Genomic DNA, 25,951 nt, shown 5'->3' on the forward strand with positions numbered 1-25,951 from the left:
GCCGGATGGCCGCTGGCGAGGGACCTAACTGTTGTCCCTACCGCCACAGCTTCCGCGCCCCGTAGGCGACCCACTCGGCGCTATAACAGACCACACAGCCCCGAAAACGGGGCCGCGTGAGTTCCCCTCCCTCAGTGTCGGCGTCGTCGTCAGTTGCGGTAGCCATACCGACACGTCGGGTCGGGAGCGGTAAACCCCTGAAGCGGTCGTGTGTGACTGATACCCAACCGTCAGGGCGCGTAGTAGTACTCGCCCTGCCGCTTCTGTTTCCGGTCGAGTTGGCTCTCGGGCTTGTTGATGCGGGGGCGTCCCGTCCGCTCGTCGCGGCGGAAGGTGATATCGAGGTCCGCGAGGAAATCGTTCATGCCCGAGCGCATATCCTGCGGGGTGGCGGCGTGGCCGCGCTGGGCGGGTTCGCCGTCGAACACCAGCAACCGGTCGGCCAGCAGGTCGATCATGTAGATGTCGTGATCGATGACCATCGCGGTGGCGTCGTGGTTCTCGGCGTACCGACGAATGGCGGTCGTCGCCTGCACCCGCTGTTCGACGTCGAGGTGCGCCGAGGGCTCGTCCAACACGTAGAGGTCGGCGTCCTCCGAGAGGCAGGCGGCGATGGCGACCCGCTGGCGCTCCCCGCCCGAGAGATCCGTCAACTGCTGTTCCATGATCTGCTCCAACTGGAGGGGGCGAGCGATCTCCGTGTTCCAGAAGGAGGTGCCGAAGTCGTCGGTGATCGACGCGAGGAAGGTGTCGACCCGCATCGGCTGGTCGACCTCGACGTACTGGGGCTTGTAGGCGATATCGAGACGGAAGTCGAGGTCGCCCCCCTCGGGATCGATGTTCCCCGCGAACAGCTTCGCCAGGGTCGATTTCCCGATACCGTTCGGCCCGACGACGCCCAGCACCTCGTTCTCGTAGATGGTCCCGCCCTCGACCGACAGCGAGAACTCGTCCTCGCCGTAGGATTTCCGCAGATCGGGGTAGTCGATCAGGGGCGTCCCGGTGACCGACTCGCGGGGCGCGTGTTCCTCGAACGTGATCGCCTCGGGCCGGATACGCATGTTCTCGTTGTCGAGATAGCCCTGGAGATACTCGTTGATGCCGCTGCGCACCGACTTTGGATCGGTGACGACGCCGTACGCGCCGGGTTCGCCGTAGGCGACGTGCAGGCGATCACCCAGCAGATCGAGGACGGCCAAGTCGTGTTCGACCACGAGCATCGAGCGGTCCTCCTCCTCGGCGAGTTCGCGGACGAGCCGCGCGGCGGTCACCCGCTGCCCGATGTCGAGGTAGGGGGTAATCTCGTCGAGGAAGTAGAAGTCAGCGTCCCGGGCCAGGGTGGCGGCGAGAGCCACCCGTTGAAGCTCTCCGCCGGATAGCGTGTCGATTGCCTGGTCCATCACCGGGCGGATCGACAGCCGGTCGACCAGGTCGTCGACGACGCCGCGTTCGTCGGTTCCCGCGAGCAGTTCGCGGGTCTTCCCGTCGAAGCTGTCGGGGATGCGGTCGACGTACTGGGGCTTGCGCGCGACGCTCACCTCGTCGGCCATCAGACGTTCGAGGTAGTTCTGGAGCGCGGTGCCGCGATAGCGGTCGAGCACCGTCTCCCACGCCGGTTCGGTGTCGTACCGGCCAAGGTTCGGGATGGCTTCGCCCGCGAGAGCGTGGACTGCCGTCGACTTCCCGATGCCGTTCGGGCCGAGAAGTCCCGTGACCGTCCCCGCCTCGGGGACCGGCAGGCCGTACAGCGAGAAGGCGTTCTCGCCGTAGCGGTGGACCGGCTCGTCGTCGAGTTCCGAGGGCAGGTTGATGATTTCGATGGCGTCGAACGGACACTTTTCGACGCAGATGCCACAGGTCTCGCCCAGACAGAGTTCCTCGGAGATGCTGATCTGATCGGGGCCACCGTCGTAGAGGTCGGGGTCGTCGTGGCGCTCGTCCAGCGTGACGATACACTCCTCGCCGGTGCGGTTCGGCGGGCAGAAGTTCGCACACTCGTAGTTACAGCGGTCGGGCTGACACCGGTCGAGGTCGACGACCGCGATGCTGTCGTCGGCCATGTTAGAGGGCGACGCCGGAGGTCAACAGGATTGCGAACGTGATGAACCAGAGCGCGAAGGTCATAAACGCCACGTAGAGGTGGTCCTTCGCGCCGAAGTCGGAGATGTCGACGCCGATCGCCTTCAGGACCGGATACTGGCCGGCGATCGCGGCCACCAGGAAGGCGAGCGACCGGGTGTCACCCGCCGCCTCGGGGTGAGTCCCGACGACGACGCCCGCGACCACCGCGGCGACGAGGCCGCCGAGACAGGCGAGGGTGGTGACGGTCACCCCACGGATGTGTCCCGAGAGGCCCGCTTGCGTTTCCGTAGCCATACACGCCTCTCCGGCACCGGGCATCAAAAGCCGTTCGATACGGGCGGCGACGGGTGGTCGCGGTCAGCGCACCACGACGCTGGCTTTCATCCCGAGAGCCTTGTGTGGCTGACAGAAGTAGTTGTACACGCCGGACTCCTCGAAGGTGTGTTCGAAGTGTACCCCGGCCTCGGTCACCATCGACCCCGAGTCGAACGCACCGTCCTCGGCGATGACGTTGTGCCCGGCGCCCTGTCCCGTCCACTCCCACTGGACGGTCGTGCCGGTCGACACCGCGATAGCGGGGGGCGCGTACGCGAAGTAGCCGTTGTTCCCTTCCGCCCCGACGGAGACGGTGACGGTGTCCTGCCCGGTCATATCCTGTACCGTCCCGTCGAAGTTGCCGACGTCGGCGAGATACTCCGAGACGGCCGCGGGAACACCGTCGCCACCGCTGGCGCCCCCGCTTCCGCCGTCGCCACCGCTGTCGGTCGCCGTCGGGGACGCCGTCTCGGTTGCCGTCGCCGATTCCGCGTCCGTCTGCGCTTCCGTCTCCGACTCGTCGTCGCTCGCCGTGGGTGCGCTCGCGCCGCTACAGCCGGCGAGCACGCCGAGCGTTGCCGTCGCGCCGATTCCAAGCAACCGCCGTCGACTGATCGCATCCGAATCCGACATGTGATGCACCTACACCCGACTGTACAGCACCGGAGTGACATACGTTCGTGCCCCGAACCCAGACGCTCGGAACGATCCAACGATACAAAAGGGTCGAGACACAATCGGCGCGGTAGAGATACTCCGATGCACGGGACACGAGCGTGGGGGCCGGCGTCGGCGTCGCCGGGTCGCCAAAGTGGTCGCCGTCGGACTGAACCCTGACAATGCGAACGAAAACTAAGCTTCTGGTCGGCGTCGTCGTCGTTCCGGTACTGTTTGCCGTGTTAGCGGCCACGACGATGGGTGGCTCCGCCGAGTTCGTCTCCCCGACCGACGTGGAGACGGCAGGTCAGGACGCGTACACCGGCGAGCGCGTGAACCTCGAGGGCGTGGTCACGAACCTGCGCCAGTCCAACGACCGGCTCGCGTTCACCGTCACCGACGCGAACGCGTCGGTCCCGGTCGTTTACGAGGGGCCGATGCCCGAGACGATGGCCGAGGGCCGGGTCGTCGTCGCCAAGGGGTACTACAACGGGAGTGGCGTCGAGGCCAACTCCTTGTCGGTGCGTGCCCACGAGGGTGAACGGCCAGACGCGAGCGGCCACCACAACGGCTCGGCCGGCAACGTCACGGGCCATCCCGAGGGGATCAACGTCTCCGCGCACCACAACAACTCGACGGCCAACCTCGCCGCGGCCACCTCCGGGGTCGTCGCCGACGCTACGCTGCCGGCCCGATACCGACACGGAGCGGCGTGACCGATGTCCGGGTTTCGGGACGCGTGGCCGTGGACCGAAGACCGCCTTCGGTGGGTGATCGCGGTGTTCGCCGGCGGCGTGTCCGTCGTCGGCACCTCCTTCGCGCTGTACGGCACCTCACAGTCGTTCGTCATCGTCGCCGCGAGCCGTGGGACTCTCGACCTCCTCCCGAGCGACGTTGTCGCCTCGATCATCTGGAACTTCGGCGATTACTCCTTCGCGCTCGCCCTGATCGGGCTGGGTACGCTACTCGCCGTCGTCACCGGCGCCGTGAGCCACGCCGCCTTCCAGTTCGGTCGGGCACGGAGCGGCGACGCGGCCGGCCTCGCGCTGTCGGCCGTCCTCGTGGCACTTCTCGTTGCCCTCCTCGTCGGCGCTCCTCTGCCCGCGCTCGCGCCGGCGGTTGCCGGCACCGGCGTGATGGGGCTGGTCGTTCGGATGCTCGACGGAATCGACGACGAGCAGTCGGCCGACCGCCGTCGGGTCCTCGTCCGGGCGCTCGTCGGTGTCGGGGCGTACAACGTCGTGACCCACGCCATCGGGGCGTTTCGCGGGGTCGGCTCCCGACCCGGCGACCTGGATGGCGCGGCGGTCGGCGACACGGACGAGTCTGAGGGCGACAGCATCGACGCGAAACTCGCCACGGCGGCGGACCGCTCTCTCGGTGTCGACGGCATGTCCGGACTGGTCGTCGACGTCGAGGACTTCTACACGGTCGATATCAACCCCCGCCCACCGACCACCGAGACGGAGGGATGGTCGCTCTCGGTAACGGGGGCCGTCGAGACAGAACGGGAGTACGACTACGCGGCCATCCGCGACCGCGAATCGGTCGACCAGTTCAAGACGCTGCGCTGTCTGGGTGATCCGATCGACGGCGAACAGATCGGGACGGCGCTGTGGTCCGGCTGTTCGATCAGCGATCTGATCGAGGAGGCGAACCCACAGGGGAGCCACGCGGTGTTGCGGGCGCCGGACGACTACTACTACTCGATGCCGCTGTCGATGCTCGCGGATGGTCTCGTGGCCTACGGAATGAACGGCCGGAAACTCCCCCGCCCACACGGCTACCCTGTGCGGGCGCTGGTGCCGAACCGATGGGGAAAACTCAATGTGAAGTGGCTCGACGAGATCGAAATCGTCGAGGAGTCCGAGAGCGGCTACTGGGAGGAGCGAGGGTGGAACGGGATGGACACCGTCAACACGGTGGTGAAGATCGAGGCGACGAACCGACTCTCCGACGGCCGGGTCCAGATCGGCGGCCACGCCTACGCCGGGACCCGCGGGGTGCGCGAGGTGCAGGTCTCGGTCGACGGCGGCGAGACGTGGGAGGCGGCGACGCTGTCGGGCGAGCTTCCAGATACGGACACGTGGCGGCAGTGGAAGTACGAGTGGCAGCCTGAGAGTTCCCGGTACAACCTCGTCGCCAAGGCCGTCGACGGGACGGGGACGGAACAGCCGCGGGCGCGGTCGTCACCGTTCCCGGACGGCGCGACCGGGTGGGCAAAGCTCACACTCAACGTGGAGCTGTGAGAAGCGTCTGGCGTTACTCCCCGGTGTCGGACTCGTCGCCCAGATCCGACACCTTCCGCTCCAGCGTGGCAACCCGGTTCCGAAGGTACCAGACGTAGACGATCACCGCGACGAAGACGGCACCGTATCCGACCAACAGTAGCGGCTCCATGCTCACTCACCCCCGCTCGGCTCGGCCGCTCGGTCGGCCGCCGCCCGGCGGACCGACGTGAGCCGCGATTCGAGTTCGCGAACCCGAACGCGCGAGGCCAACAAGAGCAGATACAGGAGTCCCATCGCCACGACCGAGAGCAACAGCGCGGGAACGGTGACCGTCGCCTGCGTGTCGGGGTTTCCGACGGTCGTCTCGTGGAACGTCGGGGTCCACAGTCGGGTCGAGACGTAGGAGAGGGGAACGGTCACGAAGCCGACGATGCCGTACGCCGAGGCGAGTCGGGCCACCCTGTTCGCGCCGCCGGCCGAGTAGATCAGCAGGTAGCCGGCGTAGATGAACCAGACGATGAGAAACGTGACGAGTCGGATGTCGGTCCACTCCCACCAACTGTTCCAGATGACACGCCCCCAGACGCTCCCCGTGACGAGGGTGAGCGTCACAAAGAGAAAGCCAACCTCGCCCGAGGCGTGCGCGAGAAACTCCCAGAAGTCGGTCTCGGTCAGCAGATACAGGACACACCCGAGAAACGTAACGGTGAGTGCGCCGGCAGCGGCCGTCGCCAGCCCAATGTGCCAGTACGCGATGAGGTTGATCGGGTGACTGACCCCGTACATCGCGTCCGAGGCTATCCCGAAGATGCTCCCGAGCGACGCGACGCCCACCAGAAGCGTGAGATAGGTGAGCGCCCGGGTCCGAAAGAGGCGCCGCAGAGTCGCGACGGCCGTCACTTCGGCTCGCGTGAGTGTACTCATGTCGACGGGGACTGCTCGCCAAGCCGACTAAAGTCTGTTGTGATAGCGGGTAACGTCGCCGAACGGTAGACACACCGTCACAACCACGCCGCCAAATCCGGACATATATAGCTTATCCTGATTCCCATCGGAATTGACCGCAGAAGGTGGTATTAAGTAGTGATTCGATTATCGTACCTGTATGAGGCGAGGGCAGACAGCCGCGGTTGCTGCCGTGGTCCTGATGTCGCTACTGTTGGCGGCAGGGCCGGTAGCAGCCGCTTACGGAACGCCGTCGACTGCAGCGGGCACGGCGGGGGCATCCTCGGCGTCGGTCACGGACGCGAGCGACGTGTCGGTGAGTGAGGCTCCGGCCGCGACGCCCCCGACGGAACCGACGACGGCACAGATGGATAACGATACGGGGAACACGAGTGCGAACGACTCCGCGGAGCTTCCGGTGGAGCCGCCGACCCAGCAGGCGCTCCCGAGCTACGAGGAGGTCCGACAGCCGAACGACACCGAGGCCAAGGTCGAACTCGGGAAGAAGCTCTACTTCGACCCGCGGCTCTCGGACACCGGCTCCATCTCGTGTAACACCTGTCACAACGTGATGGAAGGCGGCGACGGGAGCCGTCAGGTTGGTCGTGGGGTCCACGGTCAGACCGGGCCGCGCAACTCTCCGACCGTCTGGAACGCCGTGTTCATGAGCACGCAGTTCTGGGACGGCCGGGCCGACACGCTCGAGGAACAGGCCAAGGGGCCGATCACCGCGGGCGTCGAGATGGGGATGCCAAGCTCCGGCGCAGCCATGGAGAAGATCCGGAGCAACCCCGGCTACGTCGAGCTCTACGAGGATGTCTACGGCGGTGAGAACCCGGTTACGTTGAACAACACCGTCGACGCTATCGCGGCGTACGAGCGGACGCTCATCACGCCCAACAGCTCCTACGATCGGTACGTGCGTGGCGACGCCGACGCACTGACCGAGGAACAGCTCCAGGGGATGCAGAAGTTCAAGGAGCTTGGCTGTCAGAGCTGTCACTCCGGCCCGGCGTTCAACGGCCCGCAGTGGCAGATGGAGAACGGTAACGGCTACTACCAGCAACTCGGCGTCTACAGCGACTCCAACGCCCAGTGTCAGGAGTACATCGACCGATACAACCTGTACGCCGACAGCGGCCGTGCGGGCGTGACCGGTGACGACGCCGACGAGCACATGTACAAGGTTCCGACGCTCCGCAACACGGAGTACACCGCGCCGTACTTCCACAACGGACGGGTGCGGACGCTCGAAAACGCCACGAAGGTGATGGCCTCCTGTCAGCTCGATCAGAACATCACCGACGAAGAGGCCGAGCAGGTGACGGCGTTCCTCACTAGCCTCTCCGGGGAGTTCCCCGAACAGGACGTGCCGCGGATCCCCTCCCGGAGCGGTGGCCCGCCGATGCTTCCGGAGAACGCAGGTGAGGCGTCCGCCCCCGACGACGGTGGATCGAGCACCGACAACACCGAGTCAGTCGGCACGCCCGAATCGGGCGACGCGAGCACTGAAGCGAGTACCGAAGCGAGCGCCGATATGAGCGCCGAAGCAGACACCGGCACCGCGAACGGATCGACGGTGTCGAACGCGAGTTTCACCCTCGTCACCGCCGCGGCGATTCTGATGGGGCTGCTACTCGCGGCAACGCACCTCAGACAGCGCGACTGATCGTCCGACCGAGCCGGCAGCCTGCCGGCACCGGATTTCGTTCCGACACGATTACCCGCGTCGACGCCGATACGAACGGTTTGTAACCCCGAATGAACACTCGAAAGACACTCACCGTCGCGTTTTTCGTCGTCGTTCTCGCCATGGGCTACTACTCGATGAACGCGGCGCCGGTGGTGAGCGACGAGGCACACACCTACGAGGGTGGGCTGGAGTGGCAGACAGAGCCGGGAACGGCTCTCGAAATGGCACAGAGTCAGGACAAACCGATCCTCGTCTACTACTGGGCGACGTGGTGTACGTACTGTGATACCTACAGCGACAACCACTACCGAAACGAGACGGTCCGGGCGGAATTGGACGGCTACGTCCTGTTGGCGATCAACCTCGACGAACCGGGTCCGGGAGAGGATCTCGCCCGACAGCACGAGGCGACCTATCCCCCCCAACACCGGATCATGACGCCGGAAGGAGAGACGGTCACGAGTATCGAGGGGTACGTCGAGCGCCAGCAGATGCTCCGTATCCTTCGGCGTGGGGCGGAGGAGGCGACATGATCTTCGGGACCACCGCCGGCACGTGGCTGCTCGCGGTCGCTGCCTTCGCCGGCCCGCTGGCGACCGTCCTCCTCGGCTATCAGTACGCCGCCGACACGCGGGCGTACGACCGGGTGATTCGGGTGGCCACGAGCGTGACGACGCTCGCGTTGGCGAGTGCACTCGTCTACCTCACGGTCCAGTTTGTCACCGGCGACTACACGAACGCGTACGTCTGGGACAACACGGCCAACTACCTCCCGCTGCTGTACAAGCTCACGGGAGTCTACGCGTCGAACAAGGGGTCGGTGTTGCTGTGGGCGTTGCTCACCGCGGTGGTGGCGACGACGACGGTGCTCCTCAACCGGTTCGACGTGCGCGGCGCGCGCCTGACACAGGCGCTGGCGATGGGGGTCGTCAGCGTGTTCGCCACCATGTTGGTCTCCGATAGCCCCTTCGTACCGCTGGCCGCGGAGTTCCCCGACATCGCCGCGAACGGGGTTCCGGCCGACGGGAGCGGGCTGAACCCGCTGCTCGTCGACCCGTTCATGGCCATCCACCCGCCGATCACCTTCTCCGCGTACGCGCTGCTGGTGGTGCCCTTCGCGCTCGGGGTGACGCATTTCGTCTCCCGGCTCCGCGGCCACGACAGCGTCTTCGTGGAGTGGATCGACAGCACTACCCGCTGGCTCCGTGCGTCGTGGCTCCTCCTGACCGCCGCCATCACGCTCGGCGGCATCTGGGCCTACCGGGTGCTCGGCTGGGGCGGATTCTGGTCGTGGGACCCCGTCGAGACGGCGGTGTTGATCCCGTGGCTCGGGCTGAGCGCCGTCCTTCACTCGCTCAACCGGTATCGGACGACCGGTCAATACTCCGTCCTCGCACCCGCGGCGACGGCCATCCTGTTCCCGCTCGTGGTGTTCGCGACGACGGTGGTCCGGAGTGGCGTCTTCCGGAGCGTCCACTCCTTTGCGGGTGGTGGCATCGGCAGCGGCATCCTCTTCATTCTGGGGAGTACTACCGCCCTCGCCGTCGTGCCGGCGTTCGTCTACTGGTTCCGACTGCAGGACGCGGCCGAAGGCGCGACGGCCGACGGCGGCCCGCGCTTCGGCCAGCCTACCATCCTTCACGCCGCGGTGCTCGCGTTCGTCCTCTTGGCATTCGTCTCCGTCTGGGGACTCTCCTTCCCGGTCATCCGGAACCTCGCCTCGGGCGTGGAGGTTGGGGTCGACGCCCGGTACTACAACCTCTGGAGTTTCCCGGTCGTCGTCTTCATGCTGCTCGGTGGCGGCGCGTACGCTCAGCGCGAGCGCATGAGCGGTCGGACCGTGCTCGGGACCGTCGCGGCCGTCCTCGTGGTCACCCTCGCCGTCGGCATCGGACTCGCCCGCCCCGAGTGGCAACTGGCCACCACCGAGCCGTTCGACCCGCTCTACTACCGGGTCGTCGGCGGATTGAGCGTCCTCACGGTCGTCCCGCCGGCGGCGTACTTCGCCGCCGGGTGGACCGGCCGGTTCGTCGACCGTGTCGCACGGATCGACTCGCGGCGCGTCCGACTGAAGGAGACCGGTGTCGTCCTCATCCACGTCGGCGCGGCGATTCTCGTCGTCGCCGTCTCGCTCGTCTACGTCTTCTCGGCGACGGGGTCGGTCGGCATCGCCGGCGCGACGGGACTGGACGACTCCGGGGAGCCAGTCGTCAGAGCGGTCGAGGGGACACCCTACACGGTCGAGGTGAGCGACTACCGGCCGGCGAACACGCCGACGGTGACCGAGGCGGCGCTCTCGCCCGCGGAGGTTCTGTCGACCGACCCGTCGGCGACGGCGGTGCTCGTGCGGGGCGAGGTAACAGAGGTTCAACGCTTCGAGAACGTGACCATCGCCCAACTCGACGGCTCCTCGGTCTGGGTCGGCGCCGACCGCGGCACCGTCGCGTTCGAGCCTGGGACCGAGGTGGTCGTCCGGGGGAGTCTCTCCGACCCGCGGTCGACGAACATCGACGCGCTCGTCTACACCGACCGGGAGAACGCGGGGACAGTGGACGATCCGCCGACGGACGTCTACCAGCCTCGCGTCGTCGACCACCGCTTCCAGGTCACGCTCTACCGCGGCGAGGAGGTAGTCGCGGATGGCATCGTCGCCGAACAGTCCTACCGCGGCCGCGATATGAACACGAACGACCCGCTGATCGCCCGAGGGCCGCTCGGTGACACCTACGTCGTGGGGACGATGACGCGCGGCGGCGGCCTCTCAATCGAGGTCAGCCGCTATCCGCTAGCCAACCAGATGTGGTTTGGCGTCCTCACGATGCTCGTGGGGATGTGTCTCCTGTTCGTGTTCGATCCCGCGGCCGGCGCGCGCGACTGAGAGGCGGTCACCCCTCGACGACGAACTCGAAGCTCAGCCACCCCGCGAAGGCGACGAGCGCGTCGTAGACGAGGAGGATGCGAAACCAGCCCGAGGCGAGAAACGGACCCGTCGCCCGGGTCAACTCCATTCCCGCGAGGACCACCGGGATGACCAGCGGCAACAACAACACGGGCAACAGCGACTCCCGAAGCCGCGAGTTCAGCGTCAGCGACGTCAGCAACACGCCGGCGGCGGCGAAGCCGAGTGCGGCCAGCGGGAAGACGACGAGGAGGCGTCCGATCACCGCCGGCGGGAACGGCGCGTTTAGGAAGATGGTGACGCCGACCAGCGTCGTCCACCCGATCACCGTCACGAAGACGGTGGCGCTACACACCTTGCCGAGATAGACCGCCGAACGGTCGACCGGTGCCAACAGCAACCCCTCGATGGCCGCGTTGGTCTCCTCGGTGGCGATGCCGCGCGACAGCGCCAGCATCGCGCCGAACACCAGTGCGATCCAGAGACTCCCCCGGCCGACGACCGCGCCGCTCTCGACCTGGCGTACGAACGCAAACGAAAAGACGACGACGATCAGCAGCGCCAACACCCCGGCGCCGTTGAACCGACGCTTGCCGCGAAGTTCCAGCAGTAGGTCCTTGCGAGCCACCTCGCGGACGACACGAAGGTACTGTCGGGCACTCATCCGGTGCTCCCGGCCACCCGCCGCTCGTACGTCCGCTCGACGGCCGCCGGTCCCGCACACGTCGCCGTCGTCACGTCGCCGACGCGGCGCCCGTCCGCAAGCAGGAGGACACGATCCGCGAGGTCGAACCCGCGGTCTAGGTCGTGTGTGGCGACGAGCAGCGTCGTATCGTCTAAGTCGCGGAGACGCGCGACGATCCGCCCTCGCGACTCCCGATCCAGCCCGGAGAAGGGTTCGTCCAGCAACAACACCTCCGGGTCGTGGATCGTCGCGCGGGCGAACGAGAGCCGTTTCGCCATTCCGTGAGAGAACTCGCCCGCGGGGTCCGAGCCACGGTGTGTGAGGCCGACGGCGTCTAGGCGTTCGGCACAGCGGTCCGGGTCGACACCGTGGAGTCGGGCGTGGAGTCGCAGGTTCTCGCGCGCCGTGAGTTCGTCGTACAGGTACGTCTCGTGTGACACGACCCCAATCTCGTCTCGAAGGTGGGGCCGGTCCCGTGACAGCGGCGTCCCGTCTAGGCTGATCGTGCCGGCGGTCGGGCGGGAGAGCGTCGCCAGCATCCGGAGAAGCGTGGTCTTCCCGGAGCCGTTGTGCCCGAACAACACCACGGTCTGCCCGTGCTCGATGTCGAGCGTGAGGTCGGCGACGCCAACCTGGTCTCCGAAGAACTTAGAGACCGACGAGAGCGAGAGCGCACCCATCGACGCCACCTTCGAGAGGTGGCGTTTTAACTTTTGCAACTTCGAAGCCGACCCATGGCGATTCCCTCGCCGTACGCGACGTTCGCCGCCGGGATTCTGACGGCGTTCACCCCGTGCTGTCTCCCGGTTTTGCCGCCACTTCTGTCCGGAAGCGTCGGCCACCGGCTGCGGCCGCTGGCAATCGTCGCCGGGAGCGTGCTGTCCTTTACCGCCATCGGGGTCGTGACCGGCTACCTGGGAATGCTGGCGCCGGAGACGCTTCGTGCGCCCGCGTTCGTCACCGTCATCGTCTTCGGCGCGGTGCTGGCCGACGACGACTTGCACGCCGCCTACGCCGCGTACGCCTCCCGGCTCTCCGGCCGGGCCGACGGCGTGGCCGAACGGGCCGACAGCGGCGGCCATCCGCTCGCGGGCGGGGTGATCCTCGGCTGTCTGCTCGGTGTCCTCTGGCTCCCCTGTGTCGGCCCGATACTCGGCGCGGTGCTGGCGTACGCGAGCACGACCGGTGGCGTCGCCGAGAGCGGACTACTCCTGTTCAGCTACGGGGCCGGCTTCGGCGTCCCCTTGCTCGGCGTCGCGTACGGCAGCAAGGTGGCAGGGAGTCGGCTCCGCGGCCGTCTCCCCGGCGTGGAACACACCCGGACGGTCAGGCGCCTCGCTGGCTACGCCCTGCTCGCGAGCGGTGTCGGGTTGCTGTTCGAACTCGATAAGGTGCTCCTGTCGAGTCTGTGACACCGGTCGCCGTCTGCTCTCCCGTCTCGGGAATCACCGAACCATTTTAGCCCCGTTCGGCGCCAGCTAGCGCCCGTGATGTGGGGCATCGGATCGACGGCGACGACAGAGCCGAAATCGACGGCCTGCGCCGGAGCGAGGCATCCGTGACCGAACGCACGCGACGGGCGACGCTCGCACTGCTTGGCGCGTCGCTCGCGGGCGTAGCCGGATGCAACGGGCGTGGCGACGGGGAACCCGACACCGCTAGCTCGACACCGACGGCGACCCGGACGCCGACGGCGACGGCCACGGCGACGCCCACCGCCACCCCGACCGACCGGTTCGCACAGCCCGAAATCCCGGCGGCGTACCAGTTTCGACGCTGGCTCCCCGCGCTCTGGACACGACCGTACGCGGAGCCGACACGGGTTGGCTATCAGTTGGTCAACCCTGCCGACCTGAGCTTTGCCCGTCTGCGGGCATCGCGTGGCAACCAATCGGTCGCCAACTCGGCGTACAACGCCCGGAGCGAGGAGGGGATTCCGCTGGCGATGCGATACCAGACGGACCGACTCGAAGCGGTCGTCATCGCCCGGGGACCGACGAGCGCACTCCTCGACTCTCTCGAACAGCGCGGGTTCTCCCAGGTGACGACTCGACAGGGGTACGACGTATACCGCGCCGACGACGAGAACGGCGTTCCCCGCACGGTGTATCTGGGCGGCGAGGACTGGAGTGTCTACGTCCGTGGCACCGAGAGCGTGGAGACCGACCTGTATCCGGACCTCCTCGCGACGTGGGCGGGCGAGTCGCCGACGTGGGCCACGGCCAGCCCCGAGACGCGGCGGGTGTTCGCGCGGACGTACACGGCCGCCGACTCCCAGGCGGTGTTGTTCCCGCCGTCGGCCCCCGGCGGGTTCGACGGCGTCGGCGGCAACATGCTCGCGGGCGTTGCCAGCACGAGTTTTCCGAACGGCGACGACGGCGACTTCGACACCGCCCGCCTTCAGGTGACACTTGCGTTCACGCGGGAGACGTCGGTCCCCCTCCGTCTCGTCCGTGCGGTCTATGCGGGCGACGTAGACTCGGAGAGTCGCCGGAGCCTCCGGCTCTCCTACTGGCCGCGACTCACCGATCCCACGGTCGACTATCTCGGCGACGAGAACGTCGTGGTCGTCGCCCAAGACGTGGCGACCGACCGACTCCGCCGCGCACAGTCCGAGTGATCAGACGGTGAGTCTGCCGCCGGCAGCCGGGTCTACCCACTCGGCCGCGAGCAATCCCTGTCGGTGAAGATTTATGCCGATGGCCACGCTTCCCACACATGATGGCTGGAACTGAAGAGGAGGGTCTGGACGACCTTCCCCCGAGCGCGAAACTGGTTTTCAAGGTCCTCGAATACAACGGGTCGCTGACCCAGAAGGGGATCGTCGAAGAGTCGATGCTCTCGGCTCGGACGGTCCGGTACGCGCTCGAACGACTCGAAGATATCGGCGTCGTCGACGAGGACGTCTACTTCGCCGACGCCCGACAGAATCTCTATCAACTCAACGAGACGAAACTGGCCGAGGAGTGCGGCGAGGCGGAGGCTCCTTGCGTCGAGTGCGACTAGGCTGACACGACCGTGATCCGCCGCTTGTCGTCGATAGCGTGTTCGAGTTCGTCGGCGATGGCGCTCCCTCGCGACACCTGAATCTCGCCGCCCCGACCCACCGTCGCGGTGAACAGATACTCGCCGTCCGCCCGCACCTCGACGGTCTGGCCGACTTCGGCGGCCGCCCCCGCGTCGACGACGACGTGCTTGGAGGTGACCTCCGGCGTCACGACGGTGCCCTCGCTTCCGGTAGGAGTGGCGTCGCTCTCTCCGCCGCCCGATCCGCCGCCCGGGCGCTCGTCGAGGGTCCGTACGTCGATGTCGATGCCGAGGCGGTCCTCGACGTCGCTGATCCGGCCGCCACCCTTGCCGATCACATAGGAGATGTCGTCGTCCTCGACGTAGACGACGGCCTCGTTTTGCCCGTTCAACTCGACTTCGACGTGACCGCGGGCAATCGAGCGAATCTCGCGTTCCACCTCCTTGCGGGCGAGCCGTGAGACGCCCGTCTCGCTCCCCTCGTCGCCGTCGAGCGGGACCGTGACGACCTGCCGGTTGAACGTGTAGATTTCGTAGGCCGGCGTGCCGGTCTCGAAGTTCGAAATCTGGATGACCGGGCGCGCGAGGTCCTCGGCGGTCAGTCCTTCGGGCACCTTCACCTCGGTGGTCACGTCGTAGACGGTGTCGACGCGGCCCGCTTCGATGTAGACCACCGTGTCGACCACCTGCGGGATCATGCCGAGTTCGACCCGGCCGACTAGCCGCTGCAGGGCGTCGATGGCGCGGGTGGCGTGGACGACTCCGACCATTCCCACACCCGCGAGGCGCATATCGGCGAACACCTCGAAGTCGTCGGTCTTTCGCACCTCGTCGTAGATGGTGTAGTCCGGTCGGACCAACAGGAGGGAGTCGGCGGTCTTGGCCATGTCCCCGCCCAGTGCGGTGTACTGGGTGATATCGGAGCCGACCTGCAGGTCGCGGGGCTTTTCCATCGTCTTGACCGCGTTGTCGTGACTCGCGAGGAACTCCGCGACCGCTTGGGCGAACGTGGACTTCCCGGCGCCTGGTGCTCCGGAGATCAGCACGCCCCGCTGGCGCTCTAGGAGGCGGTCCTTGAGGTCGCTCGCGAACTCGTAGTCGTCGAGGTCGGTCTTGACGATGGGGCGGACGGCGGTGATCTCGAAGCCGTCGGCGAAGGGCGGCCGCGCGACCGCAATCCGGTAGGAGCGGTACTGGACGATGGTCATCCCCCGTTCGTCGAGTTCGACGAAGCCGTCGGGGCTGGCCCGTGCCGTCTCCATGACGTCGTGAGCGAACTCCTTCATCTCCGCCTCGGATGTCACTTCGTCACCGATAGTCTCGTAATGCATGTCGCCGATGGCGCCGCGCTTGGCCTTCGGATTCGCTCCCGCTCGAAGGTGGACGCTCATCGTCGTCTCGTCGAAGAACCGCTCGATCTCTAGGCCCTCGTCGCCGCCGGCCTCGCGCCGACGGGGTTCGACGTACTCGACGGCCAGGCCCTTTGCCTTGCTCACCTCGGCCTGCACCACGTCGCTGGTCAGGAGCGTCGCGTCCAGGTCGGCGGCCACGTCGCGGACGATGGCGTCGATTTCGCCTTCGTCGGCGTCGCGTTTCTGTCCGGCGTCGGGCCGCGCGCCGTGGTACTCGACGGTGATCGTGCCGTCCTCGGCGAGGCCGATCAGCCGCTGGAGTTCCTCGATCCCCTCCCAACCGGTGTCGTGGCCCTCGTTGGCCTGCCACTCGAGCTCGCCGACGACGGCCTCGGGGACGGTGACCGTCGCCCCATCGTAGGCCCCCGACTCGACGCGTTCGGACACGCGGCCGTCGACGACCGCGCTCGTGTCCGGGACGATGTTCATGCGGGATTTCGGGGGGCGAGACGGATAAGCGTATTCAAGCGACGGGCGGGCGCTGGCGACCAACATAAGTCCCCGGCCTCCCTCCCCGGAGCCATGCACGACGCCGCCGATCTGACTCAGCGGCTCGCCGCGATACCGAGCCACGAGGACGAACGCGCCGCCGGCGACGCGGTCGAATCCTGGCTCCGTGCGGAGACCGACGCCGCGGTCGAACGCGACGCCCACGGCAACGTGATCGCCCGCCGCGGTACGGGCGAGCAGTCGGTCGCGCTCGTAGGCCACCACGACGTAGTGCCGCCGGCCGACGACCAGGTCGACGGCGACGACTACGCCATCACGGCGCGGGACGGCCGCCTGTACGGCCGTGGCACCGCCGACATGAAGGGAAGCCTCGCGGCGGCGATGGTGGCCTTTCGCGACGCGACTCCCGCACACGAACTCGTCTTTGCCTCCTTCGTCGGCGAGGAACAAGGCGGTGTGGGTGCACGGGCCGCCATCGACGACGGCTTCGCCCCCGACTTCGCCGTCGTCGGCGAGGGGTCGACCGGCTACTCCGCGCCCGGCGTCACCGACGTCGCCGTCGCCCACAAGGGGCGGCGCGGGAGCACGCTCCACGTCGCCGGCGAGAGCGCCCACGCGAGCAACCCAGAGGTCGGCGCGAACGCCGTCTATCGCGCCTGTGACGCCGTCGACGTCGTCCGCGGCCTCGACACACCGGCGTCGACGGTGCTGGGCCACGACGTGCGGGGGAGCGTCGCCGTCACCGAAATCGAGGGCGGATCGGCCTGGAACGTGATCCCCGAGTCGTGTACGGTAACTATCGACGAGCGGACGGTGCCGGGTGACCGGGCAGCCCTCGAAGCGGCCGAGTCGGTCGCCGGCGTGACGTGGGACGTCGATCAGGACCTCCCACCGATGGCTTGTGACGACGCCAGGTTCGCGGACGCGGCCCTCGCGGCCGCGGCCGACGCCCAGGCGTCGACGCCCGAACGAGTGATCAAGCCCCACGCCACCGACGCGGGGTGGCTGGCCGCCGCGGGGACGACCTGTGTGGTCTGTGGCGCGGCCGAACCCGGCGAGGCCCACACCGACACCGAGAGCGTCTCGGTCGAGGTCGTCGAGCGATGCGTGCGGATCTACCGCGGGATCGCCGAGTCGGCGCTCGGGGAGTGATCAGGTCTCTCCGCCGTCGAGTTCGATCACGCGGTCGGCCCGCCGTCGGAGGGCCGCCAGCGTCTCTCGTTCGGCCCGTGAGACGGAGTCGTCGCCGGCGAGTGCGTCGCCGGCCAGCGCGTTGAGCACCGCCACCGCGGCGTCGTCACAGTAATCGAGCAGGCGGTCCGGGTCGGCCGCGGGCCTCTGGAAGGGAATGGTGGCGTCGTTGACGAAGACCGCCCGCGGGTCGGCGGGGGCGGCGTCGAACACGGAGACGGCCCGCCGGGCGTTGTCGGCGGCGAGGTCGGCCGCTTCGGACGCGCTCTCGCCCGTCGTCCGCGGCGCGTGGGCGTCGACGATGCCGTGCCAGACGGTCCCGGGGACGGTCGTGAACCGGTCGAGGCGGCCGCCGAGAATCCGGCCGTTCCGTTCGAGTTCGGGGGCGAACTCGAAGACGACGACACCCTCTGGGCCCTCGCGGTCCAGCCAGGCATCGAGCGCCGCGGCGGTCCGGCGTGTCTTGCCCGCGTTCGAGGGGCCGACGATCAGGGTCGTCCCCGAGTCGGGGAGTGGATCGGTCACGGGCCGATCAGACGACCTCCTCGGCGGCGTACTTACCGCCGAGACCCAGGATGGCGACTCCGAGGACCGCCGCGACAGCCAGCACGAACCCCGAGAGGGGACCGACGCCGCCGGCGACCTGTTCCCGGACGAAGTTGGCGGCGAGAGTCCCCGTCACCAGCAGGAGCGCGAGGCCGCCGACGTTCGCGAGCGTCGAGTTGCGGTCGGGCACCGCCCCGGAGTTCAGCAGGTAGAGGACGACGGCGATGGCGAAGGGGGTGCCGACGGTGCCGAGCGCGAGGACGAGCACTAGCTGGCCGAGCACCGCGCCGCCGATGAACGCGCCGGGCGCCGAGAGGAGCGCGGTGGCGACCAGCAGCCACCGGTAGCGGTCGTCCTCGATGGTGGTGCCCCAGCCGAGTTTGTCGGCGAGGAGGAAGGGCGGCACGATGGTGTTGCCGCCGAGGGTGGAGACGGCCGCGCCCCAGAGACCGAGCAGGAAGAGCCACTTCGCGCTCGGGCCGACCAGCGGGCCGAGTGCTTGGGCGGCGCCGACCGTCGAGAGGTCCGCCGATGTGAGGACGCTCGCGGTGACGAGGAAGATGGCGAGGCTGTAGATTCCGAAGGCGACGAGCATGGACGCCCCGACGTCGAAGGAGGCGGTGCCGTAGTCCTCGCGAGTCCATCCGCGCGAGCGCATCGTGTAGGAGTGCATCGTAATGAGGGTGATGTGGACCGCGCCACCGAGGATGCCTGCGGCGACGAGCGCGCCGCCGGACGGCACCGCGGGGACGAGACCCTGGGCGGCCGCGCCGTAGTCGATGGGGACGACGAAGAGGCTGGCGACGAAGGCGACGACGACCAGCGAGACGAGCAGCTTCGCCGCGAGTTCGAGAAAGCGGTAGCCGCGACCGGCCAGCCCGAGCGCGAGGATGACCGCCCAGACGACGCCCCAGATCCGGGCGTCGACGCCCGTGACCGTCGCCGACACCGTCGCGACGGTCTTCATGATGACCAGTTGTGCGACGCCCGCCGCCAGGACGCCGTCGACGACGAGCAGCCACGCCCAGGGCTCGCCGAGGGTGTCCTCGACGACGGCGACGATACCTCGCTCGGTCAGGAGGCCCAGTCGCATCGCGAGATACTGGGCGAGCGCGCCCGCACCCGCCGAGAGAACGACCACCCAGAGGAGGTCGTAGCCGAACGTCGCGCCAGCGGTCACGAGGCTGGCGATGGTCGCCGGCCCGGCCGCGATGGCGCCGGCGACCCACGATGGCCCCATATCGGCGGCGTATCCCCCGATACGCTCGGTCACCCCGGTCGACTCCCCGCCAGCGTTGTCTGTCATGCCACCCGGTCGACGCCTCGCCCGTATAGGTGTTACCACTCCGTGGTATCACCCGGGGCGGACACGGGGTTGATTACGACCCGGACCCACGTCCGGGCATGAGCGATACGACGCCGGCTGCATACGACGACCTGCTCGACCGGGTCGGTCGGATCACGAACGTCTCGAACGCCGCGGGCCTGCTCTCCTGGGACCAGCAGGTGATGATGCCCGACGAGGGGACGCCCGCGCGCTCCCGACAGCTCTCGGCGCTCTCGGCGGTCGAACACGACCTGCTCGTCGACGACGAACTTGGGCACCTGCTCGACGAACTCGAGGCGGCCGATCTCACCGCCGACGAGCGCGCCGTCGTCCGCGAGGTGCGCCGCGAACAGGAGCGTGCCGTCCGCGTTCCGACCGACCTCGTCGAGCGCGTCTCGGCGGCGTCCTCGGAGGCGCTGACCGCGTGGCGTGAGGCCACGGACGCGGACGACTTCGAGACGTTCGCCCCACACCTGCGGGAGTTGATCGATCTGAAGCGGCGGTACGCCGAGCACATCGCCCCGGACCGTGACCCCTACGCGGTGCTGTTCGAGGAGTACGAACCCTGTCTGTCCCTCGAACACGCCGAGTCGGTGTTGACGACGCTCCGCGAGGCGGTGGTGCCGCTGGTTGACGATATCAGGGGAGCCGACGCCAACTTGGCGACCGACACCTTCGACGGGACGTTCCCGAGCGACCAGCAGGAGTCGCTCATGCGGGACGTGCTCGACGACTTGGGCTACCGCTGGGAGCGCGGGCGTCTCGACGTCGCTCCGCACCCGTTCTCGACGGGGACGACGTACGATGCCCGGATCACCACCCGCTACGACGAGGCGGATCCGGTCGGTGCCCTCCTCTCGACGGTCCACGAGTTCGGCCACGCCACCTACACGCTCGGCCTGCCGGACGAGGCCTACGGCACGCCACTCGGGGAGGCGCGTGACCTCTCGATTCACGAGTCACAGTCTCGGCTGTGGGAGAACCACGTCGGGCGCTCGCGAGCGTTCTGGGAGCGCTTCCTCCCTCGGGTCGTCGAGGCGTTCCCCGGCGTCGGTGACCCGAGTGTCCGTGAGGCCTACGAGGCGGTCAACGCCGTCGACCCCACCAATCTCATCCGCGTCGAGGCCGACGAACTCACCTACCACCTGCATATCGTCCTGCGATTCGAGATCGAACGGGATCTGATCCGGGGCGACCTCGATGTCGCGGAGGTGCCGGCCGTCTGGAACGACAAGATGGACTCGTATCTGGGTGTGCGCCCAGAGACGGACGCCAAGGGGTGTCTGCAGGATATCCACTGGTCTCACGGCAACTTCGGGTACTTCCCCACCTACTCGCTGGGGAGCGTGATCGCCGCCCAACTGTTCGACGCCGCCGACCGCGACCTCGACGGCCTCGACGACGCGATTCGCGCGGGCGAGTTCACCTCGCTCCACGACTGGCTGACCGACCGGATCCACCGTCACGGTAAGCGCTTCGAGACGAACGAACTCGTCGCTCGGGCGACCGGTGACGACGTGTCCGCCGACGCGTTCGTCGACTACGCCACCGAAAAGTACGGGACGTTGTACGGTCTGTAGCCGTCGTGTCTCCCCATGTCACAATTACCCACACCGGTACGACTAAGTGGTGGTATGGCGTACCATAGCGTGTATGGCAGCCGAACCCAGCGCACGCGACGACGAACTGTTCGACCAGTTCCTCGCGGACAACGGCCACGAGACCACACCGGTACGCTGGGAGCGATCCTATAACAAGCTGCAGTGCCCGGACTGTGGGGCGCTGCACGACGAGTCGGCCGCCGACTGTTCGGTCTGCGGGTGGACGCCGGCCCCCTGACGGGCCGGCCGAGCCACGTCGTTTATCACGGCCGGGGGCGTGTAAATTGACCATGAGCGACGACGCCACGGTCACCCGACTCTTCGGAGGCCCCGGTAGCGGGAAGACGACCGCCCTCCTCGACCGCGTCGACGACCTGTTGGAAGACGACGCAGTCGACGTTCGCGATGTCCTCGTGGTCTCCTATACGCGCGCCGCCGCCGCGGAGGTCCGTGAGCGACTCGCCGAGCGCCTCGATACGTCGCCCCGGGCGCTCCAGGGTAACGTCTGTACGATGCACGCGAAGGCGTACGAACTGCTCGACCTCTCGCGTGGCGACGTGGTCGGCGAGAGCGACAAACAGGAGTTCTGCGAGGAGTACGGCGTCGAGTACGAGGACGAGTACGGCGGCGCTGGCCGCCGCACCGCTCGGTCGACGACACTCGGCAACAAGATCATCGCGACGAGTCAGTGGCTTCAGCGCACCCGGCGCGACGTCGCCGACTGGTACGACGTGCCCTTCCAGTGGGACGTCGAGGCCGTCCGTCTCCCGCCGGAGGTCGACCCCAACGCCCAGGAGGGGAACAAATACACGCCGACCTGGCCCGCCGACGACGAGCGCATCGACGTGCCGAAGGTGATCCGGGCGTGGCGCTCCTATAAGGGCGAACATGGCCTGGTCGGCTTCGCCGACATGCTGGAACGCGTCGCCGAGCGGTCGCTGGTCCCCCACGTCGACTACCTCGTCATCGACGAGTTCCAGGACATCACCACGCTCCAGTACGAGGTGTACGAGGAGTGGAAACCCCACATGGAGGGGGTGTTGATCGCGGGTGACGACGACCAGGTCGTCTACGCGTGGCAGGGCGCCGATCCGAGCATCCTGCTCGATGCCGACGTCGACGAGGATATCGTTCTCCCGAACTCCTACCGACTCCCATCCCAGATTCTCAACGTCGTCAACCGCGAGATCCGTCACATCTCCAAACGCCAAGAGAAGGACCTCAACCCGCGCAAGGAGGGGGGTGTCGTCGAGGGCATTCGGAGTCCCTCGATGTTCGAGGTGGTGCGAAACGTCCAGCACACCGTCGACAACACCGACGAGACGCTCATGGTCCTGTTTCGGGCGCGCTATCAGATGTTCCAGTTCATCGACGACTTCCTCCCCAAGGGGATCCCCTTCTCGATCATGACCGACCAGCGGATGTGGACCGACCGCCTCACCCAGTACGTCCACGCCGTCGAGAAACTCGACGCCGACGAGTCGATCACGGGACTGGAGGCGCGCCGCCTCGCCGACATGCTTCAGGACTCGGCGTTCGGCACCAACGACCGCGACGATTTCTACGACCACCTCGACGACCGGGAGGAGGCCGCCGACACCGACGATATCGCCGAGATCAGCGTCGAACCCGACGTCGTGTCCGATCACGCACCGTTCATGCCCGAACCGGCCGCGGCCGGTGACATGCTCCGCAAGGTGACGAGCTTCCAGCGGAAGGCCGTCGACGCCTACTTCGGTGGCGACTACGCGGGCATGGACCCCGACCGGGTCCGTGTCGGCACCATCCACTCCGCGAAGGGCCGCGAGGCCGACCACGTCTTCGTCTGTACCGACCTCACGGAGAAGGTGGTCGAACAGATGGCCGCCAGCGTCGACGACCCGACCGCCGTGCCCGGCGTCGAGGAGTTCACGGCCCACACCAGCCCCGTCCCGCTTCTTACCGACAACGAACGGCGTGTGTTCTACGTCGGGATGAGCCGTGCCCGGGAACGGCTCGTCCTGCTAGAGAACCTGATCGGCGGTGCCCCAACCCTCCCCATCGGCGTCCTCCTGCACAACGAACTCCGCGAAGAGAGTGTCGAGGAGATGTTAGATGAGGCCCAGGCGACACCGGTACCCGAACCGGAGCCCTGAGGCCGTGGCCGACGCCGCCGAGGTGGAACACAGGCTCTCGACTGCCGCTGCCGGGATCCGTGCCGTCGCGGGCCGCCTCGACGCCGCGACAGCCGTCGACGGCCGTCTTCACGCCGACGACACCCCTCTCACCGCCGCGGCGCTGACCGCCGCCGCCGACGCCGCCGTCACCGACGCGGGCGGTGCGGGTGTCGACCTCAGTGTCACCCCGGATACCCTCCGGGCGGGCGAACCCGTCGTCGTCGCCCTTCACCCGCGGGACGACGGCGTCGCCGCCCCGTGGGCGCGCACGTTCGTCGTCGACGGTGGCGGCGGATGGGAGCGCCGCGCCGCCGTTGCCGTCGAGATGGCCCACGACGCGGTCACTCGCGTCGCTGAACCGGGCGTCCCGGTCCGACGGATCGTCGACGAGGCGGTCGCGGAACTCGGGGCCTACGGGCTGGCTCCGACCGAGGACCCCGTGGCCCGGACGGCGGCGGGCGACCCCCTCGACCGCTCCGATGACGCGTCGCTCGCCACGGGACAGGTGTTCGCGCTCGATCCGACGGCGGTCGACCCCGACCCCGCCGCCGACCGCGGTCGGGTCCGCATCGGACGGTACTACGCCGTCACCGAGTCGGGGTGTCGGGCGCTCGCCAGCCTCCCGATGTCGCTGTCGCCGGGCGCGTACTGAGACGGAGTACTGTAACCGTTCACCGTCGGCTCGCCGAGACGGTCCAGTGAACCACCGGGATACAGTAACTCGTACGAGACGGCGGGACCCGCCTCACTCGTCGTCCGGGTCTGTGTCGGGGTCCGGTTCCTTCACCGCCCCGCCGATCACCCGTCCGACGATGGCCGCCGGCAGGTCGGCGGGGGTGGTGAGCCGCTGGGGGAGAAAGATCATCAGTGCCGCGACGACGAGCAGTCCGCCGCCGAGCACCGGCCGCCCGGCGAGCGCCGTCTCGACGCCGTACAGCCCCACCGGGAGGGCGAAGATCACGGTCGCCGCCAGACCGAGCGTATCCAGGATCCCGAGTCGCATCGGCGACGCTACGCGCCGCCGGGTGAAAAAACGGCCGAGAGGCGGCGAACGTAACCCCTTACTCCGACGACGGCGAAGGATGGGTATGTTCACCGGTATCGTCGAGGAGACGGGTGAGGTGATCGGCGTCGACGACGCCGAAGGTGGTCGTCGCATCCGAATCGGCCACGACTTCGAGACGCTCGACCCGGGACAGTCGATCAGCGTCTCCGGTGCCTGTCTCACCGTCGAGCGCTACGACGACGACTGGTTCGAGGTGTTTTTGGCCGCCGAGACGGTCGAAAAGACGTATCTCGGCGGCGTCGAGGTTGGCGACGCTGTCAACTTGGAACGGGCGATGCCTGCCGACGGGCGCTTCGACGGCCACATCGTCCAGGGACACGTCGACGGCGTGGCGACGGTCGCGGCGGTCGAACGGGTCGGCGACGACTGGCGATTCGAGTTCGACCTGCCCGCCAGCCTCGACCAGTACGTCGTGGACAAGGGCTCTATCGCGCTCGACGGGATCAGCCTCACCGTCGCCGACCGGGACGACGACCGGATCGGCGTCGCGATCATTCCCGCAACCTACGAGCTGACGACGCTCTCGACGAAGGACGTCGGCGATCCTGTCCACGTCGAGGCGGACGTGGTGGCGAAGTACGTCGAGCGGCTGGCTTAGGGGTCGAACTCCATCGGCTCGGACTCGAAGGCCGACTCCTCGCTCGCCTCGTCGTCGTGGACCGTCCGGTAGGTGTGGTTGTACCGGCGGATCTTTCGGAAGAGGACGAAGCCGAAGACGCCGTCGTAAAGCAGGACATAGAGCAGGAACGAGGGGAGTTGGCCGAGTCCCGTCGCGAGGCCGACCAGTCCCGTCCCGATGCCGACGGTGGTGTTGTAGGTAGCGTGGATAAGCGCGGCGACGAGGAGGCCCTTGACGATGATCGGGCCGCGATGCTCACGGTTGAACTTCGCGAGGCCGAGATAGTAGCCGGCGAAGGCGGAGTAGATGACGTGGCCGGGACCGGCGAGCGCGCGGACGGCGGTGATCCCGCCGCCGGCGCCGATGAGACCGAGGCCCGCGGTGGCCGTCGGTGCGTCGAGGCTCTGCGTGATGTAGATGGCGTTCTCGATGGTGGCGAACCCGAGGCCGGCGACGGCCCCGTAGACGGTGCCGTCGACGACGGCCTCGAACCGGTCGTGTCCGTAGGCATAGAGCCGCACCGCGAGGAGCTTCACCGACTCCTCGACGGGACCGACGACGAGAAAGAAAAACAGGGCGCTGCCGAGAAAGCCGAAGCCGGCGAACAGCCCCTGTGAATAGGAGTTGAGGACGGCCGCGAAGTTCGCGGTCAGCACACCGAGTAGGAACGTCGCGACGAGTACGGAGAGCGGTTCGCCGCTGGTCACGTCGGAGCGGCGGACGTAGACCGCGAGGGCGAAGGCAGGAATCGCCGAGAGCAGCGTCAGCGCGCCGATCTGTGGGTCGGTCAGCGCGCTCAGCCCACCGATCCCGATCAGGATGAGAAGAGCGACACCGACGACGAACAGCCGGGTCGACGCCACGAAGACGCGATAGATCCCCGATGCCACCCCGTCGAGCACCCCGCGGGGTTCCCAGGTGGCGATGTCGTACAGGTCGACGTCGGCGCCGGCGCGCTCCTCGACCGGGTCCCGTCTACGCGACATACCACCGACTCGGCGTCCATCGTTTAATTTCTTGGCCCGAGCGACCTCGGGCCGTCGCCGGCC

General features: G+C 67.8%; 27 protein-coding genes. 14 read left to right on the top strand and 13 right to left on the bottom strand.

What is annotated here, in order from left to right:
- Positions 1–37 precede the first annotated feature (37 nt).
- From NO878_RS15945 to NO878_RS15960, 4 genes are all read right to left on the bottom strand, one after another.
- Positions 38–166 (bottom strand): hypothetical protein, encoded by a 129-nt coding sequence (locus NO878_RS15945; protein WP_256406960.1) that lies wholly within the window; start codon positions 164–166, stop codon positions 38–40.
- A gap of 64 nt (positions 167–230) precedes the next feature.
- Entirely contained in the window at positions 231–2,060 is a 1,830-nt protein-coding gene (locus tag NO878_RS15950) for a ribosome biogenesis/translation initiation ATPase RLI (protein ID WP_256406961.1), read from the bottom strand.
- Between the two features lies 1 nt (position 2,061).
- Positions 2,062–2,376, bottom strand: coding sequence for an EMC6-like membrane protein (locus tag NO878_RS15955; RefSeq protein WP_256406962.1), 315 nt, complete (start codon positions 2,374–2,376; stop codon positions 2,062–2,064).
- Positions 2,377–2,439: 63 nt separating this feature from the next.
- Positions 2,440–3,030, bottom strand: coding sequence for a halocyanin domain-containing protein (locus NO878_RS15960; protein WP_256406963.1), 591 nt, complete (start codon positions 3,028–3,030; stop codon positions 2,440–2,442).
- Positions 3,031–3,236: 206 nt separating this feature from the next.
- On the opposite strand from NO878_RS15960, the gene NO878_RS15965 reads away from it, so the two are divergent.
- Positions 3,237–3,770: a cytochrome c maturation protein CcmE domain-containing protein gene (locus tag NO878_RS15965; RefSeq protein WP_256406964.1), complete on the top strand. Its 534-nt coding sequence runs from the start codon at positions 3,237–3,239 to the stop codon at positions 3,768–3,770.
- Between the two features lie 3 nt (positions 3,771–3,773).
- Positions 3,774–5,303, top strand: a complete 1,530-nt coding sequence (locus NO878_RS15970) for a molybdopterin-dependent oxidoreductase (RefSeq protein WP_256406965.1) — start codon at positions 3,774–3,776, stop codon at positions 5,301–5,303.
- 13 nt (positions 5,304–5,316) lie between these two features.
- Here the strand turns inward: NO878_RS15970 and NO878_RS15975 are convergent, their stop codons facing one another.
- Positions 5,317–5,454 (bottom strand): CcmD family protein, encoded by a 138-nt coding sequence (locus NO878_RS15975; RefSeq protein WP_256406966.1) that lies wholly within the window; start codon positions 5,452–5,454, stop codon positions 5,317–5,319.
- 2 nt (positions 5,455–5,456) lie between these two features.
- On the bottom strand, positions 5,457–6,209 hold the full coding sequence (ccsA, locus tag NO878_RS15980; RefSeq protein ID WP_256406967.1) for a cytochrome c biogenesis protein CcsA: 753 nt from the start codon (positions 6,207–6,209) through the stop codon (positions 5,457–5,459).
- Between the two features lie 181 nt (positions 6,210–6,390).
- Here ccsA (NO878_RS15980) and NO878_RS15985 point away from each other — a divergent pair, with 181 nt between their 5' ends.
- The 3 genes from NO878_RS15985 (at position 6,391) to ccsA (NO878_RS15995) (ending at position 10,801) form a co-directional block, all read left to right on the top strand.
- A complete protein-coding gene (locus NO878_RS15985) occupies positions 6,391–7,899 on the top strand; it encodes a cytochrome-c peroxidase (protein ID WP_256406968.1) in 1,509 nt (502 codons plus the stop codon).
- A 92-nt stretch (positions 7,900–7,991) separates the two neighbouring features.
- On the top strand, positions 7,992–8,456 hold the full coding sequence (locus NO878_RS15990; protein ID WP_256406969.1) for a thioredoxin family protein: 465 nt from the start codon (positions 7,992–7,994) through the stop codon (positions 8,454–8,456).
- A complete protein-coding gene (ccsA, locus tag NO878_RS15995) occupies positions 8,453–10,801 on the top strand; it encodes a cytochrome c biogenesis protein CcsA (RefSeq protein ID WP_256406970.1) in 2,349 nt (782 codons plus the stop codon). The genes NO878_RS15990 and ccsA (NO878_RS15995) overlap by 4 nt, the downstream gene beginning before the upstream one ends.
- 7 nt (positions 10,802–10,808) lie before the next feature.
- On the opposite strand, the gene NO878_RS16000 is transcribed toward ccsA (NO878_RS15995), so the two are convergent.
- Together NO878_RS16000 and NO878_RS16005 are read right to left on the bottom strand one after the other, a co-directional pair.
- Positions 10,809–11,486, bottom strand: a complete 678-nt coding sequence (locus tag NO878_RS16000; RefSeq protein ID WP_256406971.1) for a heme exporter protein CcmB — start codon at positions 11,484–11,486, stop codon at positions 10,809–10,811.
- Positions 11,483–12,187, bottom strand: coding sequence for an ABC transporter ATP-binding protein (locus NO878_RS16005; protein ID WP_256406972.1), 705 nt, complete (start codon positions 12,185–12,187; stop codon positions 11,483–11,485). The genes NO878_RS16000 and NO878_RS16005 overlap by 4 nt, the downstream gene beginning before the upstream one ends.
- A 54-nt stretch (positions 12,188–12,241) precedes the next feature.
- Between NO878_RS16005 and NO878_RS16010 the strand changes: the two genes are divergently transcribed.
- The 3 genes from NO878_RS16010 (at position 12,242) to NO878_RS16020 (ending at position 14,513) form a co-directional block, all read left to right on the top strand.
- Positions 12,242–12,919 carry a cytochrome c biogenesis CcdA family protein gene (locus tag NO878_RS16010; protein WP_256406973.1) on the top strand — a complete coding sequence of 226 codons (678 nt, stop codon included), beginning with the start codon at positions 12,242–12,244 and terminating at the stop codon, positions 12,917–12,919.
- 80 nt (positions 12,920–12,999) lie between these two features.
- Entirely contained in the window at positions 13,000–14,127 is a 1,128-nt protein-coding gene (locus tag NO878_RS16015; protein WP_256406974.1) for a hypothetical protein, read from the top strand.
- A 101-nt stretch (positions 14,128–14,228) separates the two neighbouring features.
- Positions 14,229–14,513: a winged helix-turn-helix domain-containing protein gene (locus NO878_RS16020; RefSeq protein ID WP_256406975.1), complete on the top strand. Its 285-nt coding sequence runs from the start codon at positions 14,229–14,231 to the stop codon at positions 14,511–14,513.
- Here the strand turns inward: NO878_RS16020 and NO878_RS16025 are convergent.
- Positions 14,510–16,375 carry a PINc/VapC family ATPase gene (locus NO878_RS16025; protein WP_256406976.1) on the bottom strand — a complete coding sequence of 622 codons (1,866 nt, stop codon included), beginning with the start codon at positions 16,373–16,375 and terminating at the stop codon, positions 14,510–14,512. The two genes, NO878_RS16020 and NO878_RS16025, sit on opposite strands and share 4 nt — an antisense overlap.
- 93 nt (positions 16,376–16,468) lie before the next feature.
- Between NO878_RS16025 and NO878_RS16030 the strand changes: the two genes are divergently transcribed.
- Positions 16,469–17,548, top strand: coding sequence for a M20 family metallopeptidase (locus NO878_RS16030; protein ID WP_256406977.1), 1,080 nt, complete (start codon positions 16,469–16,471; stop codon positions 17,546–17,548).
- Here NO878_RS16030 and NO878_RS16035 read toward each other — a convergent pair whose 3' ends face one another.
- A complete protein-coding gene (locus NO878_RS16035; protein WP_256406978.1) occupies positions 17,549–18,112 on the bottom strand; it encodes a hypothetical protein in 564 nt (187 codons plus the stop codon).
- A 7-nt stretch (positions 18,113–18,119) separates the two neighbouring features.
- Positions 18,120–19,439 carry an NRAMP family divalent metal transporter gene (locus tag NO878_RS16040; RefSeq protein ID WP_379823035.1) on the bottom strand — a complete coding sequence of 440 codons (1,320 nt, stop codon included), beginning with the start codon at positions 19,437–19,439 and terminating at the stop codon, positions 18,120–18,122.
- Between the two features lie 98 nt (positions 19,440–19,537).
- Between NO878_RS16040 and NO878_RS16045 the strand changes: the two genes are divergently transcribed.
- The 4 genes from NO878_RS16045 to NO878_RS16060 all read left to right on the top strand — a co-directional run bounded on the left by NO878_RS16045 (position 19,538) and on the right by NO878_RS16060 (position 23,869).
- Positions 19,538–21,040, top strand: coding sequence for a carboxypeptidase M32 (locus NO878_RS16045; protein WP_256406979.1), 1,503 nt, complete (start codon positions 19,538–19,540; stop codon positions 21,038–21,040).
- Positions 21,041–21,113: 73 nt separating this feature from the next.
- Entirely contained in the window at positions 21,114–21,299 is a 186-nt protein-coding gene (locus NO878_RS16050; protein WP_256406980.1) for an HVO_0416 family zinc finger protein, read from the top strand.
- Between the two features lie 52 nt (positions 21,300–21,351).
- On the top strand, positions 21,352–23,196 hold the full coding sequence (locus NO878_RS16055; protein WP_256406981.1) for a UvrD-helicase domain-containing protein: 1,845 nt from the start codon (positions 21,352–21,354) through the stop codon (positions 23,194–23,196).
- A gap of 4 nt (positions 23,197–23,200) precedes the next feature.
- Positions 23,201–23,869, top strand: coding sequence for a M24 family metallopeptidase (locus NO878_RS16060; RefSeq protein WP_256406982.1), 669 nt, complete (start codon positions 23,201–23,203; stop codon positions 23,867–23,869).
- A 93-nt stretch (positions 23,870–23,962) separates the two neighbouring features.
- Here the strand turns inward: NO878_RS16060 and NO878_RS16065 are convergent, their stop codons facing one another.
- Positions 23,963–24,220 (bottom strand): DUF7533 family protein, encoded by a 258-nt coding sequence (locus NO878_RS16065; RefSeq protein ID WP_256406983.1) that lies wholly within the window; start codon positions 24,218–24,220, stop codon positions 23,963–23,965.
- Positions 24,221–24,305: 85 nt separating this feature from the next.
- Here NO878_RS16065 and NO878_RS16070 point away from each other — a divergent pair, with 85 nt between their 5' ends.
- On the top strand, positions 24,306–24,881 hold the full coding sequence (locus NO878_RS16070) for a riboflavin synthase (protein ID WP_256406984.1): 576 nt from the start codon (positions 24,306–24,308) through the stop codon (positions 24,879–24,881).
- On the opposite strand, the gene NO878_RS16075 is transcribed toward NO878_RS16070, so the two are convergent.
- Positions 24,878–25,888 carry a PrsW family intramembrane metalloprotease gene (locus NO878_RS16075; protein ID WP_256406985.1) on the bottom strand — a complete coding sequence of 337 codons (1,011 nt, stop codon included), beginning with the start codon at positions 25,886–25,888 and terminating at the stop codon, positions 24,878–24,880. The genes NO878_RS16070 and NO878_RS16075 overlap by 4 nt on opposite strands.
- Between the last annotated feature and the right edge of the window lie 63 nt (positions 25,889–25,951).

Origin of the sequence: Haloplanus ruber (assembly GCF_024494725.1) — an archaeon.
GTDB lineage: Archaea > Halobacteriota > Halobacteria > Halobacteriales > Haloferacaceae > Haloplanus > Haloplanus ruber.

Bases quoted from the DNA above. Each gene is read 5' to 3' on its own strand.
- NO878_RS15945 (WP_256406960.1), bottom strand. From the start codon at position 166: ATGGCTACCGCAACTGACGACGACGCCGACACTGAGGGAGGGGAACTC.
- NO878_RS15950 (WP_256406961.1), bottom strand. From the start codon at position 2,060: ATGGCCGACGACAGCATCGCGGTCGTCGACCTCGACCGGTGTCAGCCC.
- NO878_RS15955 (WP_256406962.1), bottom strand. From the start codon at position 2,376: ATGGCTACGGAAACGCAAGCGGGCCTCTCGGGACACATCCGTGGGGTG.
- NO878_RS15960 (WP_256406963.1), bottom strand. From the start codon at position 3,030: ATGTCGGATTCGGATGCGATCAGTCGACGGCGGTTGCTTGGAATCGGC.
- NO878_RS15965 (WP_256406964.1), top strand. From the start codon at position 3,237: ATGCGAACGAAAACTAAGCTTCTGGTCGGCGTCGTCGTCGTTCCGGTA.
- NO878_RS15970 (WP_256406965.1), top strand. From the start codon at position 3,774: ATGTCCGGGTTTCGGGACGCGTGGCCGTGGACCGAAGACCGCCTTCGG.
- NO878_RS15975 (WP_256406966.1), bottom strand. From the start codon at position 5,454: ATGGAGCCGCTACTGTTGGTCGGATACGGTGCCGTCTTCGTCGCGGTG.
- ccsA (WP_256406967.1), bottom strand. From the start codon at position 6,209: ATGAGTACACTCACGCGAGCCGAAGTGACGGCCGTCGCGACTCTGCGG.
- NO878_RS15985 (WP_256406968.1), top strand. From the start codon at position 6,391: ATGAGGCGAGGGCAGACAGCCGCGGTTGCTGCCGTGGTCCTGATGTCG.
- NO878_RS15990 (WP_256406969.1), top strand. From the start codon at position 7,992: ATGAACACTCGAAAGACACTCACCGTCGCGTTTTTCGTCGTCGTTCTC.
- ccsA (WP_256406970.1), top strand. From the start codon at position 8,453: ATGATCTTCGGGACCACCGCCGGCACGTGGCTGCTCGCGGTCGCTGCC.
- NO878_RS16000 (WP_256406971.1), bottom strand. From the start codon at position 11,486: ATGAGTGCCCGACAGTACCTTCGTGTCGTCCGCGAGGTGGCTCGCAAG.
- NO878_RS16005 (WP_256406972.1), bottom strand. From the start codon at position 12,187: ATGGGTGCGCTCTCGCTCTCGTCGGTCTCTAAGTTCTTCGGAGACCAG.
- NO878_RS16010 (WP_256406973.1), top strand. From the start codon at position 12,242: ATGGCGATTCCCTCGCCGTACGCGACGTTCGCCGCCGGGATTCTGACG.
- NO878_RS16020 (WP_256406975.1), top strand. From the start codon at position 14,229: ATGGCTGGAACTGAAGAGGAGGGTCTGGACGACCTTCCCCCGAGCGCG.
- NO878_RS16025 (WP_256406976.1), bottom strand. From the start codon at position 16,375: ATGAACATCGTCCCGGACACGAGCGCGGTCGTCGACGGCCGCGTGTCC.
- NO878_RS16030 (WP_256406977.1), top strand. From the start codon at position 16,469: ATGCACGACGCCGCCGATCTGACTCAGCGGCTCGCCGCGATACCGAGC.
- NO878_RS16040 (WP_379823035.1), bottom strand. From the start codon at position 19,439: ATGACAGACAACGCTGGCGGGGAGTCGACCGGGGTGACCGAGCGTATC.
- NO878_RS16045 (WP_256406979.1), top strand. From the start codon at position 19,538: ATGAGCGATACGACGCCGGCTGCATACGACGACCTGCTCGACCGGGTC.
- NO878_RS16050 (WP_256406980.1), top strand. From the start codon at position 21,114: ATGGCAGCCGAACCCAGCGCACGCGACGACGAACTGTTCGACCAGTTC.
- NO878_RS16055 (WP_256406981.1), top strand. From the start codon at position 21,352: ATGAGCGACGACGCCACGGTCACCCGACTCTTCGGAGGCCCCGGTAGC.
- NO878_RS16065 (WP_256406983.1), bottom strand. From the start codon at position 24,220: ATGCGACTCGGGATCCTGGATACGCTCGGTCTGGCGGCGACCGTGATC.
- NO878_RS16070 (WP_256406984.1), top strand. From the start codon at position 24,306: ATGTTCACCGGTATCGTCGAGGAGACGGGTGAGGTGATCGGCGTCGAC.
- NO878_RS16075 (WP_256406985.1), bottom strand. From the start codon at position 25,888: ATGTCGCGTAGACGGGACCCGGTCGAGGAGCGCGCCGGCGCCGACGTC.